Source organism: Catellatospora bangladeshensis, assembly GCF_016862575.1.
GTDB classification, from domain to species: domain Bacteria; phylum Actinomycetota; class Actinomycetes; order Mycobacteriales; family Micromonosporaceae; genus Catellatospora; species Catellatospora bangladeshensis.
In genome coordinates this window covers 308,690-328,970 of the sequence record NZ_BONF01000011.1, presented here as the reverse complement: position 1 = coordinate 328,970, position 20,281 = coordinate 308,690, and the positions used below count along the sequence as shown (strand labels likewise).

Genomic DNA, 20,281 nt, shown 5'->3' with positions numbered 1-20,281 from the left:
GCCCGCGCCGCCCGCTCGCGCTCCGGGGCGGTGTTGAATAGCGGCATGGGGGAGCAGGCGCCGCGCTCGGCGGACGAGTTGCTGGACATCGTCGACGAGCACGACCGGGTCGTCGGGCAGGCCGTACGCGCGGAGGCGTACGCCCGCAGGCTGACCCACCGCTGCGTGTTCGTGCTGGCCCGCGACGGTGCCGGCCGGGTGTTCGTGCACCGGCGCACCGCGAACAAGCTCGTCTTCCCGTCGTACTACGACATGTGGGTGGGCGGCGTGGTCGGCGCGGGGGAGTCCTACGACGAGGCGGCGCTGCGCGAGGCGGAGGAGGAGCTGGGCGTGACCGGCCTGCCCGCACCCGTGCCCCTGTTCACGTTCCTGTACGAGACGCCCGAGCACAGCTGGTTCTCCGCGCTGTACGAGGTGCGCTGCGACCTGCCGGTCGACCCGCAGCCGGAGGAGGTCGCCTGGCACGCCTTCCTCACCGAGGACGAGATCGGGCAGCGGCTGGCCGAGGGCGGCTGGACCTGGGTGCCCGACGGCCTGGACGCCTGGCACCGGCTGCGCGCCTGGCGGCAGGCGGCCGGCTGACCATCACGGGCAGCCTGGCCGGCACGGGCAGGCTGTGTCACGGGCAGGCTGTGCCCGCGCACGCCCGCCACGCGGCCAGCGCCGCCGCGTCCCCGGCCGTGTCGGGGTCGTTGGCCGGGTCCCTGTCGCCGAGCAGGTTGACCAGCTCCCACGGGTCGGCCGCCAGGTCGTAGAACTCCCGCGGCCCGGCCGTGCCGTCCTTCTCGACGTATTCGGTGTACTGGTGGTCTCCGGGCACGTAGCGGGTGGACCAGGTCGGATAGCCGCCGTTGTGCGAGTCCTGCCAGTACTCCAGCAGCGTCGCGTCCCGCCGGTCCGGGCCGCGCAGGTCACGGCCGTCCAGCTGGTACCCGGCGGTGAGCCCGGCCGCGGCGAGCACGGTCGGCGTGACGTCCACGGTCGAGGCGAGCCGGTCGTCGACGCCCGCCGGGACGTGCCCCGGCCAGGACACGTAGAGCGGCACCCGGAACGCGGCCGCGTACGGCATGAACTTCTCGTCCAGCCCGTGCTCGCCCCAGAACTTGCTGTTGTCGGACACCAGCACGACCAGCGTGTCGTCCAGCTCGCCCCGCCGGATCAGGTGCTCGCGGACGCCGGCCAGCGCGTCGTCCACGGAGAGCAGGGTGCGCAGCTGCCCGAGGCGGATGACGTCCCCGGCGGCCTGGCCGGACTTGTGGCGGCGTACGTACGCGGGCTTGTCGGTGCGGTCCGCCTCGCCGACCGCTGGGCCCGGCTGCCAGGGGAACCCCCGGGCGGCGTAGCGGGCCTCCGGGGTGTACGGCGCGTGGGGCGCGGTGAAGCTCGCGTACACGAACCACGGCTTGCCGTCGTCCGCCTCGAAACCGTCCAGGTAGCGGTTGACCTGCTCGCCGATGAACGTCGTCGAGTACGGCACGCGCCGCTGCCTCCCGTCCACCATGAACCGGGCATTGGTGTAGCCGCCGCCGACCAGCGCCGAGTGGTCGAAGCCGGGCGGGGTCCGCTCCAGCTTCCAGCCGTTGGTGAACTTGCCGACGGCGGCCGTGGCGTAACCGGCGTCGTGCAGGGTCCGCTGCAGCGTGGCGGTGTGGTCGAGCGCGCCGATGTCGGCCTGGTGCAGCACGCCGTGGTTGTGCGCGTACCGGCCGGTCAGCAGCGTCGCCCGGCTCGGCCCGCAGCTCGGTGTCGCCGCGACCGCCTCCGGGTACGCGGTCCCGTCGGCCAGCCACTCCGTGGTGCGGGGCAGCGCCGCCATCGCCTCCGGCCGCGCGTCGTCGAGCACCACCAGCAGCACGTTGGGCCGCGCGGGCGCCGCGGCGGGGCGGGGCGGCGCGGCCTCGCCCGGACGCAGTTGCAGCCCCGCCGCCAGGGCGAGGGCGGCGGTCAGCAGCAGGGTGAGCCTCCGGCAGCGGCGCATAAGGTATCGCACCGGGACAAAACTGCCAGCAAGATCGTGCGAAGGGGGCGCGAAACGCCGGTTCACGGCTGTGAGCTGTTTGTTAACGGTCCGCGAACGCGGCGGGCGGCGCGGCGTTAGCGTCTGATCGTGACCGTGCTGCTCAGCCGCTCCGACGTCGAGCGGGCCCTGGACGTCGACGAGGCGCTGGAGCTGCTCGGCGAGGGCTTCCGCGCGCCCGCCCCGCCGTCGCCGCCGCTGCGGGCCCGCACCGACCTGCCCGGCCCCGGGACCGCGACGTGCCTCATGCCGGGGCTGCTGCCCGGCGTGCCCGCGTACACGGTGAAGGTCAATGCGAAGTTCCCCGGCGCGGAACCGGCGCTGCGCGGGGTCGTGTGCCTGCACGACCTGCAGACCGGGGAGCTGCTCGCGCTCGCCGACTCGGCGAGCGTCACCGCCTGGCGCACCGGCCTGGCCGCGGCGCTCGGCACCCACCTGCTGGCCGACCCCGGCGCGGTAACCCTCGGCTTCGTCGGCGCGGGCGCGCAGGCCCGGGTGGTGGCCGCGGGTCTGCGGCGGCTGCGTCCCTGGCGCGAGATCGTCGCGACCGACCTGGACCCGGCGCGGGTACGCACGCTCGACGCGCTGCCCTTGGAGAGCGCGGCCGCGGTGGCGCTCGCCGCCGACGTGGTGGTCCTGGCCACCTGGGCCCGCCGCCCGCTGCTGACCGCCGGGGAGGCCCGCCCGCGCCAGCACTTCACCACGCTCGGCGCGGACGAGCCCGGCAAGATCGAGCTGGCCCCCGACCTGCTGCAGAACGCCCGGGTCGTGGTCGACGACCGGGAGCTGACCGCCGCCGCGGGCGCCCTCGGCAACGCGGGCCTGCCCGCCGACGCCGCCGCCGGCACGCTCGGCGAGGTGCTGCGCGGCGAGCTGCCCGCCCACGACGGCACCGACCGCCCCACCGTGTACGCCCCCATCGGCCTGCCCTGGCAGGACCTGGCTCTGCTGTGGACGGTCTACCGCCGCGCCCGCGACACCGACCCCACCATCATCGACCTGCTGAGCTGAACTCATGATCATGAAGCTTTCTGCGGCTCGGGCGGATCGGCCCGCATGATTGGCGCCGTTCTGGTTATGTGATGGGCATGGCGGGCGCTGGACTGGGTGGGGCACTGACGCAGCTGCGGGACGCGATCACCTCGACCCGCTACCCGCTCGCCCTGCCAGGGTCGGCCGCCGCCGTCAGCCTGGCCAAGGCCACCGCCGGACAGCTCGACGACTACCTCATTCCGCGGCTGGCCCGCCTCGACGCGCCGCTGCTCGCGGTCGCCGGGGGCTCGACCGGTGCGGGCAAGTCCACGCTGATCAACAGCATGGTCCGCGCACCGGTCAGCGTCGCGGGCGCGCGCCGCCCCACCACCCGGGCTCCGGTCCTGGTCTGCCATCCGTCCGATGCGGCCTGGTTCAGCGAGGCCAACCTGCTGCCCCGGCTCGGGCGCGCGGGCAGCGCCGAGGCGGGCGGCGTCGGGCTGCTGGTGATGCCCGTGGCGGTGCTCAGCCCCGGGGTGGCGCTGCTCGACTCGCCCGACATCGACTCCGTCGAGGAGGACAACCGGGCGCTGGCCGAGCAGCTGCTGGCCGCCGCCGACCTGTGGCTGTTCGTCACCACCGCGGTCCGCTACGCCGACGCGGTGCCGTGGGAGCTGCTGCACGCCGCCCGCGACCGGGGCACCGCCGTCGCGATCATCCTCAACCGGGTCCCGCCCGGCGCCGAGGCCGAGGTCGCCCCGCACCTCGTGGAGATGCTGGAGGAGCACGGCCTGGGCGGGGTGCCGCTGTTCGTCGTCGACGAGCAGCGCCTCGACCAGCACGGGCTGCTGTCCGAACAGGCCGTGGGCCCGCTGCGCGACTGGCTGGACTCGCTGGCCCGATCCGCCGCAGCCCGCGCCGCCGTGGTCCGTCAGACGGTCGACGGCGCGGTCGCCGCGCTCGGCCCCACCACGACGCGCCTGGCCGAGGAGGCCGACGCGCAGGCCACCGCCGCCGTCGCGCTGGCCGGGTCGGCCGACAGCGCCTACCGCGAGGCCGAGCTGGCGGTCGACCACGGCGTGCGCGACGGCACGCTGTTCCGCGGCGAGGTGCTGGCCCGCTGGCAGGAGCTGGTCGGCACCGGCGAGTTCATGCGCAACCTGCAGGCCCGCGTCGGGCGGCTGCGCGACCGGATCGTGGGCGCGTTCACCGGCAAGCCGAAGCAGGCCGACGAGGTCATCGTCGCGCTGGAGTCGCACCTGGTCACGTTCGTGCACGGGGCCGCCGCCGACGCCGCCGAGCAGGCCGCCGCGGCCTGGCGTGCCCATCCCGCCGGCGGCGAGCTGCTGGCCGCGCACCCGGCGCTGGCCCGCGTCGCGCCCGACCTCGACGCCCGCGCCGACCGGATGGTCCGCGACTGGCAGCGCGGTGTGCTGGAGCTGGTCCGCGACGAGTCCGCGGGCCGCCTGTTCGCCGCCAAGTTCAGCGCGTACGCCGTCAACGCCCTTGGGCTCTGCCTGATGGTCGTGGTGTTCGCGGCCACCGCGTTCATCCCCACCGGCGCCGAGATCGCCGTCGGCGCGGGCGCCACCGTCGCCGCGCAGAAGGTGCTGGAGGCGATCTTCGGCGACGACGCGGTGCGGCGGCTGGCCGGGCAGGCCCGGCAGGACTTCCTCACTCGCGTACACGAGCTGCTCAAGGTCGAGGCCGCCCGCTTCCACGCGGTGCTGGAGGGCATCGGCGTCGAGGACGGCGGCGACCGGCTGCGGACCGCGGCCGCGGCCGTGGACGCCGCGCGCCGGGCCGACCCGATCTCCCAGCCGGGAGCGGCCGCGTGAGCGCCCCCACCGTGGTCGAGCGGATGGCCGCGCTCGAACGCTTTACCGCCGCGACGGCGACCCGCCTGCCCGAGCGCGCCCTCGCCCCGGCCACCTCCCTCATCGGGCGGGCGGGCGAGCGCCTCGCCCTGTCCCAGCTGCACACCGTCGTCGCCCTGGCGGGTGCCACCGGCACCGGCAAGTCCAGCATCTTCAACGCGCTCGCCGGCACCACCCTGTCGCAGACCGGGGTGCGCCGCCCCACCACCGGCGAGGCGCACGCCTGCGTATGGGGTGCCGAGCACGCCGAGCCGCTGCTCGACTGGCTCGGCGTCACCCGCCGCCACTTCCGCGAAGGCGGCGAGCCCGACCTGTCCGGCCTGGTCCTGCTGGACCTGCCCGACTTCGACTCGGTGCAGGTCGCGCACCGGGCCGAGGCCGACCGGCTGCTGTCGGTGGTGGACCTCATCGTCTGGGTGCTGCACCCGCAGAAGTACGCCGACAAGGTCGTGCACGCCGGCTACCTGTCCCGCTTCCACCGCCACCGCGACATCACCGTGGTCGCGCTCAACGCCGTCGACCTGCTGTCCGCGCCCGACGCCGAGGAGTGCGCGGCCGACCTGCGCCGCCTGCTCGCCGCCGACGGCCTCGGCGACCTGCCCGTGCTGGCCACCTCGACCGTCGGCCCGCCCGGCCTGGACCCGCTGCTCAAGGCGATCCGGCAGGCCGTGTTCGCGCGGCAGGCCGCGGTACGGCGGCTGGAGGCCGACCTCGCCGACGTCACCGCCACGCTCACCCCGACCGTCGCGTCCGCGCCGCCGAAGACGGCGTTCGACGCCGACACGTCACGGCAGCTCACCGACGCCCTGGCCAACGCCGCCGGGGTGCCCGTGGTGACCGCGGCCGTGGAGAACGCGTACGTGCACCGCGCCCGCAAGGCCACCGGCTGGCCGCTGCTGCGCTGGATCCGCCACGCCCGCCCCGACCCGCTGCAACGGCTGCACCTCGGCGACCACCAGGCGGCCGTGCCCGCCGCGACCTCGCTGACCCCGGCCAGCCCCGCCGCGCAGGCCGGGGTGGCCAAGGCGCTGCGGGAGGCCGCCGACCGGGCCGGGGCGCCGCTGCCCGCGCCGTGGCAGGACGCGATGCTCGCCGCCGTACGCTCCCACCGCGACGACCTGCCCGACGCGCTCGACCGGGCGGTGGCCCAGACCGACCTCGGCGTGGCGCGTAAGCGCTGGTGGTGGCGGCTGATCGGGCTCGTGCAGTGGATCGCGGTGGCGATCGCCTTCGTCGGGCTGCTGTGGCTGGGGGTACGGCTGGCGATGACGGCGCTCGCGCTGCCCCCGCTGCCCGTGCCCAAGGTGGACGGCTGGCTGCCGATGCCGACCGCGCTGCTGGCCGGGGGCCTGCTGGCGGGCCTCCTGCTGGCGATCCTGGTGCGCCCGGTGGTGCGCCTGTCCGCCCGTGCCCGCCGCAGGCGTGCCGCCAAACGCCTGCGCGCGTCGATCGCGGACGTGGTTAAGAACCTGGTCGAGGCTCCCGCGACGGCCGTCCTCACCGACTACACCACCGCCCGCACCGCCCTCCGTGAAGCCGGTGCCGCCCTCCCACCCCGCTGACCAGCCCCGGGCAGGCTGGTCCGCGTCGCCCGGGCGCTGCGCGGCTAGAACCGTGCCCAGCGACCCGCTCCACCCACCGCTCCGGTGTGAAGATCGCCGTCTCGTGTCGAAAGGTGGGGCCTGACCACAGGTTCCGACACGGAACAGCGATCTTGACCGTGCCACCGTGGGCGTGCGGCGAGCGGATGCCGCGTTGATCGCGGTCTCGTGTCGAAAGGTGGGGTGGGGCCACAGGTTCCGACACGAGACCGCGATCTCCGAGCCGCCCCCGCGGCGATCACGGGCGCGCGCGGGCGATCTTGCCAGCCGCCCCGCAGGCAGCGCCTGGTAGAAAGGGGCGCTATGACCACCGAACGTCCCGATGTGCCCCTGATCGCCGGTGAGCGTGAGCTGCTGCGCTCATTCCTCGACTACCACCGGGCCACGCTGGCCTGGAAGTGCGACGGGCTGACCGACGAGCAGCTGCGGGAGCGGTCCATGCCGCCGTCCACGCTGACCCTGCTCAGCCTGGTGCGGCACATGGCCGAGGTGGAGCGCACCTGGTTCCGCAAGGTGATCAACGGCGAGGACATCACCCTGGTCTGGTCGCCCGAGAACGACTACCAGGTGGCGTACGACCCCACCGGCGCCACCCGGTCCGAGGCCTTCGCCGCGTGGCAGGCCGAGGTCGAGCACGCGCGCCGCATCGAGCGCGAGGCCGAGTCGCTCGACGTCGTCGCGCACAACAAGCGCTGGGACCAGGACGTGTCGCTGCGCTTCGTGATGCTGCACCTGATCCACGAGTACGCCCGCCACAACGGCCACGCCGACCTCCTCCGCGAGGGCGTGGACGGCGTGACCGGCGCCTGACCTCGCGGTAAGACCGCCGAAACGGCGAACGGCCCGCGCGGACACCCGGCGCGGGCCGTTCCTCTCCGCTCGTCCGCTACGGGGCGATGGCGATCAGGGAGACCTTGTCGTTGAGGTCGCCGCCCACGAAGAGGTGGTCGCTCTTGACGAACAGCCGGCAGGTGCCGAGGTTCTGCCCGGAGTCGTTGTCGCACAGGACGGCGCGGCCGGTGCCGGGCAGGCGCAGCGAGCTGATCGCGTCGTTGCCGACCGGGCCGAGGTTGCCCGCGGTGTACAGGCCGGGGCCGAAGGAGCTGGTAGCGCCCTTGTAGTCGCGGTCGGCGTACGTGTGCAGCAGGTCGCCGGAGGCGGGACCGGCCATGACCGCGATGGTGGAGATGCCGTCGTTGAGCGGGCTGCCGCCGAGGCTGTGCTCGCCGGGGCCGAACATGCGGCAGAGCCCGAGGTCGCCCTGGCCGGAGGGGCCGGTGCTGTCGTTGCGGCAGCCGACCGCGCGCCAGCCGTCGCCGACGAGCAGCGAGGAGATGGCGTCGTTGCCGACGGTGGACAGCTGCCCGGCGAGCGCGGTGTGCACGCCGGGGTTGAAGCGCTGCAGGGCGCCCCGCTGTCCGGCGTCGGCGGTGGCGACGAGCGCGGGCGCGCCCACGGCGAGCAGGGAGATCTTCTTCTCCATGTCGCCGCCGACGCTGGTGTGCTCGCCGCCCCGGAACAGGCGGCACTTGCCGAGGTCGGCGCTGGCGGTGCCGGGCTTGGCGTCGTCGTCGCAGGCGACCACGCGCCACCCGTCGGTGATCTTCAGCGACCTGACCGAGTCGTTCATGGACAGGCTGCCGTTGACCGCGCCGAAGCCGCCCGCGCCGATGGGCAGCGCGGTGCCGCCGAACTTCGTGTCCTGGTACGCGGTGACGGAGGTGCCCCGGACCGGCTTGCCCATGACGGCGAGCAGGGAGATCTTGTCGTTCAGCTCGTTGCCGACGAAGGCGTGCAGGCCTGCGTCGTAGTAGCGGCAGGTGCCGAGGCTGCCCTCGTTGACCTTGCCGGAGGAGCCGCCGTTGTCGCAGGCCACGGCCCGGTAGCCGGAGGCCACGTAGAGGGAGGTGATGCTGTCGTTGCCGGCGGCGCCGAGCTCCTTCTTGGCCGCGTCGAAGACGCCCGCGCCGTAGGACTGGCGGGCGCCGGTGAAGTTGCGGTCGGCGTACGCGACCAGGGGTGCGCTGCCGACGCCCGGGATCACCGCCGCGTGCGCGGGCGCCGCGCTCAGTGCGGGAGGCAGCAGCGCGGTGGCCACCGCCGCTCCCGCTACCAGGGTTTTCCGAATCGACATGCCAGCCTCCCGAACCCGAATCGACCGAGCCGATCCGTAGACCTCGAACAGTGCGGTCCGGCGCGGCGGTGGGCACAGGTGTCAGGGGGAGCCGGCATCCCGGCACACCTGGGGCGCTCCCCGCCGCGCGCTGAACCAGGTACGCCCTTTGTAGCCCATTAGGTACCGAATGTCCATGATTGACTCTTTTTCCCGCGAGCGCGGATGCGGTCCGCGCGCCATCCGCGCTTGACGAGCGAAGCTAATGCCATTAGCTTAAAAGCTATGAGCATTAGCAAGGTGTACGCCGATGCCTAGGGCGGGACTGTCGACCACCGCCGTGGTCGACGCCGCCGTGCAGGTCATCGACGAGCACGGGGCCTCGCAGCTGACCCTCGCCGCCGTCGCCGCGCGCTGCGGCGTCGCCACCCCGTCGCTCTACAAGCACGTCGGCAACCTCGCCGAGCTGCGCACCCTGGTAGGGCTGCGGGTGCTGGACGAGCTGGCCGACCGCTTCACCGAGGCGGCCACCGGCCGCAGCGGCGCCGAGGCGGTCACCGCGCTGATGCACGCCTACCGCGCCTACGCCACCGCCCACCCCGCCCGCTACGCCGCCATGCCGGTCGACCCGCTGCACCAGCCCGAGCTGGCCGCCGCGGGGCTGCGCCAGCTCCAGGTCATCCAGGCCGCGCTGCGCCCCTGGCAGCTCGGCCCCTCGGCGCAGGTGCACGCCATCCGGCGGCTGCGCGTCATGGCGCACGGCTTCGCGTCGCTGGAGTCCGCCGGCGGCTTCGGCCTGCCCGAAGACCTCGACGAGACGTACCGGCAGCTCATCGACTCGTTCCTCGACACCCTCTGACCAGGAGCACACCGTGAACAAGCCCCTCGCCCGCATCCGCCTCGCCGCCGCCGCGCTCGCCGTGGCCGGCGTCCTGTTCGCCCTGTACCCCGGCCTGCGCCCGTGGCGCGACGAGACCACCCTGCAGGGTGCGCAGGAGAGCATGTCGTCCGGCTGGTGGGTGGCCACCCACCTGTTCGCGATGATCGGCTTCATCCTGGTCCCGCTGGCGCTGCTCGCCGTACGCCGCGTGCTCGACGGCACCCGCGCCGAGCCGCTCGCCCTCACCGCCGCCGTGACCACCTGGATCGGCGCCGGGCTGACCCTGCCCTACTACGGCGCCGAGGACTTCGCCCTCAACGTGCTGGCCACCCGCAGCGCCACGGGCGATCCGCTGGACCTGCTGGCCATCGCCGAGGGCGTCCGCTACCAGGGCGCCGCGGTGACCACGTTCGGCATCGGCCTGGTCCTGCTCGGCGTCGGCGCGGTGCTCGCGGCCGTCGCGATCGCCCGCTCGGGCGTGCTGCCCCGCTGGTCGGGCGTACTCTTCGCGATCGGCTTCGCCGCCTTCCTGCCGCAGTTCTTCACGCCCGCCCCGGTCCGCATCGGGCACGGCGTCCTGCTCGCCACCGGCTGCGTCTGGCTCGCGATCGCCCTCTGGCGTGCCGCCAGTCCCGCCCCGGCTCTCGCCGCCGAGCCGAGCCCGGCCCCCGCGGCCTCCGCCGCCTGACGCCGGTCCCGCATCCGATCACGCGCACCCCGCATTCGTGAGCGAAGCTCCCGCCACGCTGTTCCAGCAGCGTGGCGGGAGCTCCGTTACGGAGAAGCGGCGTCAGGCGGGTATCCGGCAGGCGGCGCTGATCGGCGTGAACGGGCGCACCCGGCGGCCCAGCGCGCCGAGCAGCGAGTCCTCCACGTGCACGTCGCGCACGCGCAGGCGGTAGCGGACCAGCTCCTCGTCGGTGGGGCAGAGGACGCGCGCGGCGATGTCGTCGTTGTCGACGTACCGGACGCCGCCGCGCTCCTGAAGGATCACCGTGCTCACGTCGTCGGTGCTGATCACGTGACCGCGCACCTCCTCCGGCACGCCCGAGGCGGTGCTGACCGTGGTGACCGTCATCGGCAGCACCGGCGTCATCACCACCGGCACCGCCGCCGCGACCAGCACGATCGCGATGCCGGGCTGGGCCAGCGCGGCCAGCGGCCGCACCAGCGGGCCGGGCAGCGGCCCGGTCACACCGAGCGCCAGCACCGGAGGCACCACCAGCATCCCGAGCGCGAACAGCTCACCGGTGCGCCAGGCCTCGGCCACCGTCGGCGCGACCAGCCAGCCGTACCCCACCAGCAGCACCGCGACCGTCGCCGCCCGGCGGGGCAGCGACCAGTCCAGGGCGGCCAGCTCCCGCTGGAACACCGCGACCGCGGCGACGGCCAGCATCGGCAGGTAGATGATCTGCCAGGTGGCCAGCGCGATGCCGAACACCGAGGCGAGGAACCAGAACGGCGCCAGGGTGAACCAGCGCGCGAACAGCGGCGGGCGGCGCGGCGTGCCGGCCGTGCTCACCGACAGCACCGCGCCCAGCGCGAACACGGTGACCAGGCCCATGGTGACCAGCCGGGTGGCGGTGGTGAACAGCGCCGCCAGCAGGTTGACCGGGCCGACGTTGGCCACCAGCAGCAGCGTGGTCTGCAGCTCGCCGCCCGCCTCGATCCACAGCCGCATCACCGAGAAGATCGCCGGCACACCGACGGCCACGGTCCAGAAGCCCTGGCCGGCCCGCCAAGGGCTGCGTTTGCGCGCCGGGCCGGGCGGCGGCGCGGCGGTCATCCCTTCGGCGCCTTCTCGTCGTAGTCCACCAGGTCCGGCGCGTCGATCGGCGGCTGCATGACGTCCTCGCCCAGCCACGGCCCGAGCGTGCGCCGGTACGCCGCCAGCCACGGGCTGGTGTCGGTCTTCTGGCCGGTGTCGAAGCTCTTGCGCAGGAAGAACGCGACGAGGTCGCGCAGCGCCGGGTCCTGCTTGGACACACCGACGCCGAGCCGCTCGTTGGCGCCGATCGGCACGTCGACGACGTGCAGGTCCTTCGGGTGCTCGGACAGGTAGCCGGCGAGGATGGTCTCGTCGGTGGAGAACGCGTTCGACTTGCCGGCCAGCAGCCGCTCCAGGCACTCGCGGTTCGTCGCGGCCGGATACACCTTCAGGCCGCGGCCGGTGAACTCGCGCTCGCCGGTCGAGCCGCCCACCACGCACGTCTCGCGGCCGGGCTGGGCCAGGTCGCTGAGGTTGCGCACGACGGCCCGGTCGGCGACCCGGATCAGCAGCTCCTGCTTGGTCACGAAGTACGGCCCGACGAAGTCGATCTCCTTCTCCCGCTCGGGCGTCATCGAGTAGCTCGCCACGACCAGGTTGACCCGGCCGGAGAGCAGGGCGTTCTCGCGGTCCTCGGTCTGCAGCGGCACGAAGTCGATGCGGCTGTCCCCGTTGAAGCCCAGCGACTCGGCCAGGTAACGCGCGATCTCGATGTCGAAGCCCTCGAACCGGCCGTCCACCAGCTTGCCCATGAGCGGCTGGTCCTCGGCCACCCCGATCCTGATCTTCGGCTTGCCGTACACGGAGGTCTGCTTGAGCACCTCGTCCACGGTCCGCGGCGCCGGGTCCTTGTCCGGCCCGCAGGCCGCGGCGGCCGCCAACGTCATCGTCAGCGTCACCGCAACGGCGGTCAGCAGCGGCCGCAGCCGCGGCCGAGCAGGGGTGTCAGTCATCGGCGGCCTCGTTCCTGGTGGGCGGCGCCGGTCCAATGTAGTCGTGCGACGCCATAACGTGACGACCGCGATTGCAACGTTTCGATGAAGCACCCGATCCGGCACGACCGCTCGTCCGCCGCCCCACCGGCACGGCGCGGGCCATGGTGCGGGCGCGGTTACGGGTGGGGGTGCAGGTGGCGCGGCGGGGCGGGCCGGAGCGCATGATCGCGATCTCGTGTCATGATCTGCGCTTCGGCCGTAGATCATGACACGAGATCGCGATCAATGCTTCCCGCTGAGCCGGTGCGGCAGCGGATCACCGGGTCCGGTGCGCGGCGGCCCGTGCGACGGCCCCGAGCAGGCGCGGGGTCAGCAGCCCGTCGCCCAGGCCGAGGGCGACCAGGCCGTCGAAGACCCGCCGGTCGCGGGCCGCCGCCCGGATGCCCGCGTCCACCAGCCACGGCCGCGCGGTCAGCCAGGCCACGGCGGCGGTGTGCCGCAGGTGCCGCCCCAGCCGCCGCCGCAGCGCCTGGGAGTACGCCGCACCGGCCGCAGCCCCGCCGGGCGTCACCGCCGCGCGCCCGGCCAGCTCGCCGGAGACCAGGGCGTAGAAGATGCCCTCGCCGGTGAACGGGTTGATCAGCGACAGCGCGTCCCCGGCCAGCAGCACCCGCCCGTGCCCCGGCGCGGGCCGCCGAGTGGACAGCGGCAGGTGGTGCGCCCGTGCCTGCGACAGCGCCGCCGGATCGGTGTCGCCGAGCAGCTCGTGCATCCGCTCCAGCAGCCGGGCGCGGCTCACCTGCCCGGTAGCGGTCAGCTCGCCGTAGCCGACGTTGCGCCGCCCGTCGCCGATGGGGAAGGACCAGGCGTAGGCCGGGCTGCTCCCGCCCGCCATGACGATCCGCTGCCCGTCGTCGCCACCCGGCCCCACCGCCGGGTGGGCCGTCCCGCTCACGGACGCCTGTAGCGGGTGCGCCTCGGCCACGGTGGAGGTCCTGTCGGGAGGTGCTCCGGCTTCGGTGGAGGTCCTGTCGGGAGGTGCCCCGGTTCCGGTGGGCATCGGCGCGTAGGCCCGGACCGCGACGGCGAGCGCCCCGGCCGGGTTGCGGGGCACCCCGAGCAGCCTGCGCACCGTCGAATTCGCACCGTCAGCGCCGACCACCACCCGCGCCGCCAGGCCGTCCCCGAGCACCACGCCGTCGGGGCGGAGCACCAGCTCGCGCACCGTATGCCGGTGCAGCTCGGCCCCCGCCGCCACGGCGGCGTCCACCAGCCGGGCGTCGAAGACCTCGCGCGGGATCACGTACGCGGGCTCCGGCAGCTCCCGCGCCACCGCCGCGCCGCCCGGACCGGCCAGCGCCAGCGAGCCGACCGGCGCGAACCCGTCGGCCAGCCCGGTCACCCCGAGCCGGGCCGCGACCGCGAGCGCCTGCGGGGCGATGCCGTCGCCGCAGGCCTTGTCGCGCGGGAACGCGGCCCGGTCCAGCAGCAGCACCCGGGCGCCGAGCCGGGCCGCGGCCAGCGCCGCCGCCGATCCGGCCGGCCCCGCGCCGACGATGGCGATGTCGTACACCCCTCCAGCATCAGGGCGAGCCGCAGGTTGCGCCACCGGGATCGATATTCCGTTGCCCGCCCACGGCGTCCGTGATGGAGTGAGCACGCCCCGGCGGGCTCATAGCGGGTGTCTGCCAGACAAAGTGCACAGGGATCCGTCATCCCGTGCTGACAGGCCTCTTTCGCCTGACATCCCGTCCTAGCCATCGGACCCGCTCCGGGGCGCCCTTTCCATCCCTTCGCACGAGGAATCAGCCATGGGCAACACTCGCGAGATCGTCATCAAGAACACCCACCGCGGCCTGCGCTACGAGGACGGCCGCCTCACCGCCGTGCTGGAGGCCGGCCGCTACGAGCTGCCCGCGGCGCGGCGCGGCTGGGGCCGCAGCGGCCCGGTGGTCGAGGTGACCCTGGTCGACATGCGTGAGCGCGAGCTGACCCTCAAGGGCCAGGAGATCCTCACCGCGGACAAGGTCGCGCTGCGGGTCAGCATCCTTACCCACTTCAAGGTGGTCGACCCGGTCGCCGCGATCGAGCGGGTGGACAGCTACACCGACCGCGTCTACAGCGACGTGCAGCTGGCCGCGCGCCGCTCCCTGGCGTCCATGACGCTGGAGGAGATCCTCACCAACCGCAACCGGCTCTCCGAGGACATCCTGCGCGACGTGCAGGGCGCCGCGGCCGGCTACGGCGTGGAGATCCTCCGGGCCGACGTGAAGGACCTCGTCTTCCCCGGCAACCTCCAGGAGGTCATGAACCGGGTGCTCACCGCGCAGCGGCTCGCCGAGGCGCAGCTCGTCGACGCGCGTACCAAGGCGGAGAAGGACGTGCTGGAGGCCCGCGCCCGCGCCGAGGCCGACCAGGTCGCCGCAGCCGCGCAGCGCGAGTCGGTCCGCCTGTCCGCCGAGGCGGCCGCTGCGGCGCACCGCATCCGCACCGACGCCGAGGTCGCGGCCCTGCACCGCCTCGCCGAGGCCGCCGCCCTCTACGCCGAGCACCCTGCCCTCCTCCGCCTCCGCGAACTCGACACCATGTCCGCTCTCGGCACCAACGCCGAAGCCCGCCTCTACATCGGCTTCGACAAGCACACCACCCCCGACCGCTGACCCTCCTCCAGCGCCGATCTTGCGTGAGGTGTGGGTACGACACGCGCAATCCGGTCATATCCCTAACAGTTCCCGCAAGATCGTCGACTTTGGTAGGCAGCGCGCGGCCGCCGGGCTGTGTCAGGCTCGGCGGCGACGGGTGCGAGCCGGGAGGGGACGTGGCGGAGCTGGGCGGGGCGACCGTGGTGCGGGTGCCGGCGGGGGAGCGGGCGCTGATCGCGCTGGGGTTCCCGGTGCTGGGGGCGGCGGTCGGGTGGGGGCTGATCGCGATGGCCGACTGGGTCGCGGGGCTGGACTGGGCGCCGTTCCAGGGGCCGTTCAAGCTGATCGCGAAGATTCCGGAGCCATGGGCGACCGGTGGGGCGGTCGCGCTCGGGCTGGTCGGCGGGGTGCTGCTGGTGCTGACCGCGATCGGCGAGCGGCTGACGGTGACCGTACGCCACGACGCCGCCCTGCTGGAGCGGCCCGACGCGGCGGCGCGCACCGTCGCCCGCCGTGACGTGGCCGCCGTGTTCACCGACGGCAAGGCGCTGGTGCTGCAGGGCGCCGACGGCGCCGAGCACGCCCGCGAGGTGTCCGACCTGCGCCGGACCGACCTGCGCGCCGCGTTCACCGCGCACGGCTTTCCGTGGCGGGAGGACGGCGACCCGTACGCCGACCGCTTCCGGCTGTGGGTGCCGGACCTGGCGGGCCTGCCCGAGGGCGCGAACGCGCTGCTCGCGGCGCGGGCCAAGGCGCTGCAGAAGAGCGACGCGGCGGAGTCCGCGCTGCTGCTCGCCGAGCTGCACCGGCTCGGCGTGGTGGTGCGGGTGGAGAAGAAGCGGCAGTACTGGCGCCCGGCGTCCCCGTCCTGACGGAACCGGAGCGGCGGCCATCACGTCGGAACGGCGTCGACCGTCTCCACGGGGGAGTGCCATGCAATCGCTGATCGTCCGAACAGGAATCCCTGCCCTGGCCGCCGCACTGCTGCTGGCCGCCTGCACCGCGACCGGGCAGCCCGGCAGCCCGCCCGGCCAGGCCGGAGCGCCGCAGGCCGCGCCGGTGACGCCCGGTGGGGCGCTGCCCCCGCCCGGCGGAGCGGTATCCCCGCCCAGCGGAGCCGCCGCCAAGCTGCTCGACCAGTGGACGGCCTTCCCGGTCTCAGGGTCACGGCGGCCGCTGGTGCTGCTCGGCGAGGATGTCAGGGCCGACGGGTACACCGGCGGCGGTGTGGCGCCGGGCGTGGCCCGGCTGGAGACCACGCTGCCCGGCGACGGCCCACGGAGGGTGCGCATCGAACTTCCCGGCGGCGGCAGCGCCGAGCTGCCCGCCATCAGCGCCCGGCAGGCGCTGGACGCGCTGATGCAGGGCGGCCTGCCGCCCGCCGACTACTTCGCCGGTCCGGTGTCGCCGCTGCGGATCACCAATGTGGTACTGGGCACGGCCTCGTTCCACACCGACCGCGGCGACCTGACCCTGCCCGCGTGGCTGTTCACGTCACCGCAGGTGCGCGGGCCCATGCCGGTGCCCGCGCCGGCCCGGGAGGCGTTCTGGCGGCCGGGGCAGCACGGCTACCGCGCCGCGGTCGCGATGCTCGACGCCGACGGCGTGACGCTGCAGGTGCGGATGCGGGCGAAGGGCCCGGGTTGTCCGGGCGAGCCGTCCACCCCGCCGTGGACGGCCGAGGTCGCCGAGTCGGCCACCGCGGTCGTGGTCAGCCTGCGCTTCCCGCCCACGCCGACCGGGCTGAAGCCGTGCATCCAGCCCGCCATCGGGTATTCCGCCTGGTACAAGGTCCGGTTGAGCGTGCCGCTGGGGGACCGGGTGGTGCTGACCGCGGAAGAGGGCCTGCACGCGGTCCGGCGCGCCTGATCGCCGGCCGAAACCGGGTCGCGCGCCCGTGCGCAGGCTGGCAGCCTGGGGCGGCGACCCGGTGGCCGGGCCGCCGGAGGAGGGGAGCGAGCGGTGACGGTACGCCCCGCGGTCGGTGACCCGCTGCGCCCCTGCCCCGCCTGCCCCTGCTGGGCGTACGCGGGCGCGCCCGCCTGCCCGCACTGCGCGGCCCTGGTCGACGCGCTCGTCGAGGAGGGCTGGCGCGAGCACGTCACGGCGTCGTTCGGCGACCTGTCGCCCGGCGAGCAGCGTGACGTCGCCCGGATGGTCGCCGACGAGCCGCACCGCCACGACTGGCGGGTGTTCGACGCCGCCCTCGACCGGCTGGCCTGCTCCGGATGCGGCGCCCGGCTCGGCCTGGGCCCGCTGGACTGCGCCCCCTGCGAGGTCGCGCACGGCAACCGCTATGCCGCGATCGAGACCGACCGCCCCGGCGTCCCGCCCGGCAACGAGCACGCGGTGCGCGTCAACGTCTCCGTCGTACGCAGACCGCACCTGACCTCGCCCCAGGAGCTGCTCGCCCGGCGCCTGCTGCTACCGCTGCTGCTGGTGGGCGAGCTGCCCTCCACCGCCGAGGCCCAGCACTTCAGCACGGCACTGAAGGCCGCCGCCGCCCGCGCGGGCGCCTCCGCCCTCACCCGCGACCCGTCGATCCTCCTCACCGACCCAGCCCTGACCGCCGTCGTCGCCGCAGGCCCATACCCCCACCTCTTCGGCCCGGCGCCCCGCTGACCGCGGGCGGGGTCCCCGACTGAAGCGCCGCAGTTTCGGGGAAAGTGCAGGCTTCCCTGCCCTGAGAGGTGCGGTTTCCCTGAAACTGCGAAGCTCCCGCCGCGCTGCGCGCAGCAGCGTGGCGGGAGCTTCGGAGAGGGTGGGTCAGGAAGGGCTGACCGAGGGCTGCGGGGTGGCCGAGGCCGAGGGAGCCGGGGTCGAGCCGAGGCCGGTCAGCTCAGGGGGGATCGGCAGGGCGCTGCCCTTGAGGAACTGGTCCCAGGTGACGCTCCACGCGGTCCAGCCGTTGGCGGGCCTGACCGTGCGCTCGGTGCCCTTGATCGTGATCGGGTCGCCGATGCGGGTCAGGTTGAACAGGTACTGCGCGTTGGCCATGGACACGTTGACGCAGCCGTGCGACACGTTGCGCTTGCCCTGGTGCTGCACCGACCACGGCGCGGCGTGGATGTACTCGCCGCCCCAGGTCAGGCGCTGGGCGTACTCGATGTCGACGCGGTAGCGGTCCACGTTGCCGGGGTCGTCGGTGGTGTCGAAGACCGTCTTGCGCAGCTTGTCCATGACGACCAGGGTGCCGGAGGAGGACGGCGTGGTCTTCTTGCCCAGGCTCACCGGCAGCGTCTTGACCAGGTTGTCATTCTTGAAGACCTGCATCTGCTTGGTGGCGTTGTCCACCTTCATCTCGATCTTCGTGGTGGAGATGTTGCCGACGCCCTTCTGGTCCTTGTCGCCGTAGCGGCCGTTGCCCATCGGCACGCCCTCCAGCGCGGCCCGCACCGTGATCTTCGTGCCGGTCTGCCAGAACTCCGGGCCGCGGTACATCACCTGCAGTGAGCTGGACCAGCTCCACACGCCGGGCTGCGGCGGGTCGGTGGTCACGAACAGCCGCCGCTCCACCCCGGCCCGCGCCGACACCGGCACCGGGCTGGTGAACTCGATGACCACCGGCATGGCCACGCCGTACTCGCGCTCGGCGAACAGGTACAGACCGGCGCCGGTCTTCTTGCTCGGGCGGCCCATGGTGGTGAACGACGTCGACTTCTCGACCGTCTGCCCGCCCGCGTCGGCCACCACGACCGTCGCCTTGTACGCCTTGCCGTACTTGAGCGGCTTGCTCGGCACCCACGACGAGCCGTCGGCGCGCATGGCCCCGGCGACCTTGCCGCCCGAGCTGTCGGTCACCGTCACCGTCTGCACCGTGCCGCCGGTGACCTTGGTGCCGATCTCGGTGCTGACCGGCTGGTTCTTGGCCGCCTCGGCGGGCGTCACGGCGAGCGTCAGCGGCTCGGCGCCGGCCTGCGGCGCGGCGGCCGCGGACGGTGTCGCGCTCACGAAGGCCGGGCCCTCGTCGTCTCCCGAACAAGCGGTCAGCGCCAGCGGCATGAGCACCGCCAGCACCATCGCGGCCGCCCCCCGGCGCGCCGTATTCCTCAGGCTCATCGCCGTCTACCCCGTTCCCCAGGTCCGTACGTCGCGAACATCCTTCCGTATCGCCAGGACGTTTCGTGAGCACTGTTCGGTTCCTTCGACGCCAGCCGGACGGCCGCCCGTGCGGGTTCCTAGGAAGGTTTGGAGGTGGTGGCCCGCCGCATACCCGGATGATGGCACCGGGCCGGGGCGGCGCGGGCGGGTTCGGCGGGGCTCAGCCGAGAGCCTGGCCCAGCCAGTACGGCACGTCGCCGGCGTGGTACGGCCACTCCGAGGGCTCGATCGCGGTCAGGAAGCCCGCGTACACCGCCGCGTTGCGCAGTGCCAGCACCGGCCCGATCAGCTCGATCGCGCGCTCCGGCGCGCAGCCGGGGGCCGCCGCCCGCCACCGGTCGCACCAGGCCCGGTGCAGCGGAGCGGGGTCGGGAAGCTGCTCGCACATGCGCAGCAGGTCGATCGCGGGGTGCCCGAGCACGGCGTCGCCCCAGTCGATGAGGTGGTGGCGGTCGGCCGTGCCGCGCACGTTCCCGGGGTGGAAGTCCCCGTGGACCAGGGTGTACGGCACCCCGCAGGCCTCGATCGCGGCCAGCCGCCCGTCCAGCCCGTCGAGCAGCGCCAGGTGCTCCGGCCCGCCGTCGGCGCGCACGACCGCCCTGATCAGCTCGGCCAGCCTCGGCGCGCGCCGGTCGGGCACGCCCAGGGCGAGCAGCTCGTCCGCCCTGGACACGGCGGCGACCTGGGCGGTGTGCAGGCGGGCCAGCATCTGCTCGCGTTCGTCCGCTTCCGCGCCGTAGCGGTCGGTGCCGGGCAGCTCCTCCAGCAGCACCCGGCCGCCGTCCGCGGCGAGCGGCACCGGGGCCGTGCCGGGGGCGTGTTCGCCCAGCCAGCGCAGCACCGCCGCCTCGTGGGCGAAGAAGCCGGGGACCTGCTTGAGCCATACCGGCCCGGCGGTGGTCTCCAGGCGCCACAGCGTGGACAGGTTCCACGAGCGCTGCTGCACGGCCGCGGTCACCGGCCGCCCGAGCGCGGCCAGCTCGGCCTCAGCCCAGTCCAGGGTGGCACGCGGGCCGCCGGGCCGTGCCCACGGCGCGCGCCGCGGGTGCGGCACCAGATCGGCAGTGGCCGGGAGCAGCGGCCCTGGATCACCTGCGACCTCGGCGAGGTAGGTGACGTGCCCGCCGGGCGGGGCCGGCCGGTCCGCGCCGAGCAACCGCAGCACGGTGACCTCGACGCCGTGAACGTCGCGGGCGCCCGCGACGACGTCCCCGGCCTCCTGCCACCAGGGCAGCTCCAGCTCGAACTCGGGCAGCCGCCCGAGCACCTGCCCGGCAGGGTCGACCAGCACCAGCGTCACCACACGTCCCACGCCGCGGGACCATACCCCCCAGCGCAAGGAAGGGCACCTTCTTAACGCTTTCCGTAGAAGAAG

The 20,281-nt window shown here is 74.2% G+C and carries 18 protein-coding genes; 11 read left to right on the top strand and 7 right to left on the bottom strand.

Annotation, left to right across the window (positions count from 1 at the left end; translation table 11 throughout):
* Positions 1-45 precede the first annotated feature (45 nt).
* Positions 46-582, top strand: a complete 537-nt coding sequence (locus tag Cba03nite_RS12335) for an NUDIX hydrolase (protein ID WP_203745347.1) — start codon at positions 46-48, stop codon at positions 580-582.
* Positions 583-619: 37 nt separating this feature from the next.
* Here Cba03nite_RS12335 and Cba03nite_RS12330 read toward each other — a convergent pair whose 3' ends face one another.
* Positions 620-1,990: a sulfatase-like hydrolase/transferase gene (locus Cba03nite_RS12330; RefSeq protein WP_203745346.1), complete on the bottom strand. Its 1,371-nt coding sequence runs from the start codon at positions 1,988-1,990 to the stop codon at positions 620-622.
* A 117-nt stretch (positions 1,991-2,107) separates the two neighbouring features.
* Between Cba03nite_RS12330 and Cba03nite_RS12325 the strand changes: the two genes are divergently transcribed.
* The 4 genes from Cba03nite_RS12325 (at position 2,108) to Cba03nite_RS12310 (ending at position 7,277) form a co-directional block, all read left to right on the top strand.
* Positions 2,108-3,028 carry an ornithine cyclodeaminase family protein gene (locus Cba03nite_RS12325; RefSeq protein ID WP_203745345.1) on the top strand — a complete coding sequence of 307 codons (921 nt, stop codon included), beginning with the start codon at positions 2,108-2,110 and terminating at the stop codon, positions 3,026-3,028.
* Positions 3,029-3,105: 77 nt separating this feature from the next.
* A complete protein-coding gene (locus tag Cba03nite_RS12320; RefSeq protein ID WP_239125669.1) occupies positions 3,106-4,827 on the top strand; it encodes a GTPase family protein in 1,722 nt (573 codons plus the stop codon).
* Positions 4,824-6,428 (top strand): GTPase, encoded by a 1,605-nt coding sequence (locus tag Cba03nite_RS12315; RefSeq protein WP_203745342.1) that lies wholly within the window; start codon positions 4,824-4,826, stop codon positions 6,426-6,428. The genes Cba03nite_RS12320 and Cba03nite_RS12315 overlap by 4 nt, the downstream gene beginning before the upstream one ends.
* 342 nt (positions 6,429-6,770) lie before the next feature.
* On the top strand, positions 6,771-7,277 hold the full coding sequence (locus Cba03nite_RS12310; protein WP_203745340.1) for a DinB family protein: 507 nt from the start codon (positions 6,771-6,773) through the stop codon (positions 7,275-7,277).
* 76 nt (positions 7,278-7,353) lie between these two features.
* On the opposite strand, the gene Cba03nite_RS12305 is transcribed toward Cba03nite_RS12310, so the two are convergent.
* Positions 7,354-8,601 carry a hypothetical protein gene (locus Cba03nite_RS12305; protein ID WP_203745338.1) on the bottom strand — a complete coding sequence of 416 codons (1,248 nt, stop codon included), beginning with the start codon at positions 8,599-8,601 and terminating at the stop codon, positions 7,354-7,356.
* 289 nt (positions 8,602-8,890) lie between these two features.
* Between Cba03nite_RS12305 and Cba03nite_RS12300 the strand changes: the two genes are divergently transcribed.
* Complete coding sequence (locus Cba03nite_RS12300; RefSeq protein WP_203745336.1) at positions 8,891-9,439, top strand: TetR/AcrR family transcriptional regulator; 549 nt, start codon at positions 8,891-8,893, stop codon at positions 9,437-9,439.
* Between the two features lie 13 nt (positions 9,440-9,452).
* Complete coding sequence (locus Cba03nite_RS12295; protein ID WP_203745334.1) at positions 9,453-10,148, top strand: hypothetical protein; 696 nt, start codon at positions 9,453-9,455, stop codon at positions 10,146-10,148.
* Between the two features lie 102 nt (positions 10,149-10,250).
* Here the strand turns inward: Cba03nite_RS12295 and Cba03nite_RS12290 are convergent, their stop codons facing one another.
* From Cba03nite_RS12290 to Cba03nite_RS12280, 3 genes are all read right to left on the bottom strand, one after another.
* Entirely contained in the window at positions 10,251-11,246 is a 996-nt protein-coding gene (locus tag Cba03nite_RS12290) for a hypothetical protein (protein ID WP_203745332.1), read from the bottom strand.
* Positions 11,243-12,181, bottom strand: coding sequence for a transporter substrate-binding domain-containing protein (locus tag Cba03nite_RS12285; protein ID WP_203745331.1), 939 nt, complete (start codon positions 12,179-12,181; stop codon positions 11,243-11,245). Before Cba03nite_RS12285 ends, Cba03nite_RS12290 begins: the two co-directional genes overlap by 4 nt.
* A 298-nt stretch (positions 12,182-12,479) precedes the next feature.
* Positions 12,480-13,736, bottom strand: a complete 1,257-nt coding sequence (locus Cba03nite_RS12280; RefSeq protein ID WP_203745330.1) for an FAD-dependent monooxygenase — start codon at positions 13,734-13,736, stop codon at positions 12,480-12,482.
* 238 nt (positions 13,737-13,974) lie between these two features.
* Here Cba03nite_RS12280 and Cba03nite_RS12275 point away from each other — a divergent pair, with 238 nt between their 5' ends.
* The 4 genes from Cba03nite_RS12275 (at position 13,975) to Cba03nite_RS12260 (ending at position 17,427) form a co-directional block, all read left to right on the top strand.
* Entirely contained in the window at positions 13,975-14,823 is an 849-nt protein-coding gene (locus Cba03nite_RS12275) for a slipin family protein (RefSeq protein WP_203745329.1), read from the top strand.
* 158 nt (positions 14,824-14,981) lie between these two features.
* Positions 14,982-15,677, top strand: a complete 696-nt coding sequence (locus tag Cba03nite_RS12270; RefSeq protein WP_203745328.1) for a YqeB family protein — start codon at positions 14,982-14,984, stop codon at positions 15,675-15,677.
* A gap of 61 nt (positions 15,678-15,738) precedes the next feature.
* Positions 15,739-16,674, top strand: coding sequence for a hypothetical protein (locus tag Cba03nite_RS12265; protein ID WP_203745327.1), 936 nt, complete (start codon positions 15,739-15,741; stop codon positions 16,672-16,674).
* Between the two features lie 93 nt (positions 16,675-16,767).
* Positions 16,768-17,427: a hypothetical protein gene (locus Cba03nite_RS12260; RefSeq protein WP_203745326.1), complete on the top strand. Its 660-nt coding sequence runs from the start codon at positions 16,768-16,770 to the stop codon at positions 17,425-17,427.
* Positions 17,428-17,571: 144 nt separating this feature from the next.
* On the opposite strand, the gene Cba03nite_RS12255 is transcribed toward Cba03nite_RS12260, so the two are convergent.
* Both Cba03nite_RS12255 and Cba03nite_RS12250 read right to left on the bottom strand, forming a co-directional pair.
* A complete protein-coding gene (locus Cba03nite_RS12255; protein WP_203745324.1) occupies positions 17,572-18,864 on the bottom strand; it encodes a L,D-transpeptidase in 1,293 nt (430 codons plus the stop codon).
* Positions 18,865-19,066: 202 nt separating this feature from the next.
* Positions 19,067-20,218 (bottom strand): phosphotransferase family protein, encoded by a 1,152-nt coding sequence (locus Cba03nite_RS12250; protein WP_203745322.1) that lies wholly within the window; start codon positions 20,216-20,218, stop codon positions 19,067-19,069.
* Between the last annotated feature and the right edge of the window lie 63 nt (positions 20,219-20,281).

Coding starts and splice junctions, on each gene's coding strand:
- Cba03nite_RS12255 (WP_203745324.1), bottom strand. CDS start 18,864: ATGAGCCTGAGGAATACGGCGCGCCGGGGGGCGGCCGCGATGGTGCTG.
- Cba03nite_RS12285 (WP_203745331.1), bottom strand. CDS start 12,181: ATGACTGACACCCCTGCTCGGCCGCGGCTGCGGCCGCTGCTGACCGCC.
- Cba03nite_RS12310 (WP_203745340.1), top strand. CDS start 6,771: ATGACCACCGAACGTCCCGATGTGCCCCTGATCGCCGGTGAGCGTGAG.
- Cba03nite_RS12275 (WP_203745329.1), top strand. CDS start 13,975: ATGGGCAACACTCGCGAGATCGTCATCAAGAACACCCACCGCGGCCTG.
- Cba03nite_RS12290 (WP_203745332.1), bottom strand. CDS start 11,246: ATGACCGCCGCGCCGCCGCCCGGCCCGGCGCGCAAACGCAGCCCTTGG.
- Cba03nite_RS12265 (WP_203745327.1), top strand. CDS start 15,739: ATGCAATCGCTGATCGTCCGAACAGGAATCCCTGCCCTGGCCGCCGCA.
- Cba03nite_RS12320 (WP_239125669.1), top strand. CDS start 3,106: ATGGCGGGCGCTGGACTGGGTGGGGCACTGACGCAGCTGCGGGACGCG.
- Cba03nite_RS12300 (WP_203745336.1), top strand. CDS start 8,891: ATGCCTAGGGCGGGACTGTCGACCACCGCCGTGGTCGACGCCGCCGTG.
- Cba03nite_RS12335 (WP_203745347.1), top strand. CDS start 46: ATGGGGGAGCAGGCGCCGCGCTCGGCGGACGAGTTGCTGGACATCGTC.
- Cba03nite_RS12305 (WP_203745338.1), bottom strand. CDS start 8,601: ATGTCGATTCGGAAAACCCTGGTAGCGGGAGCGGCGGTGGCCACCGCG.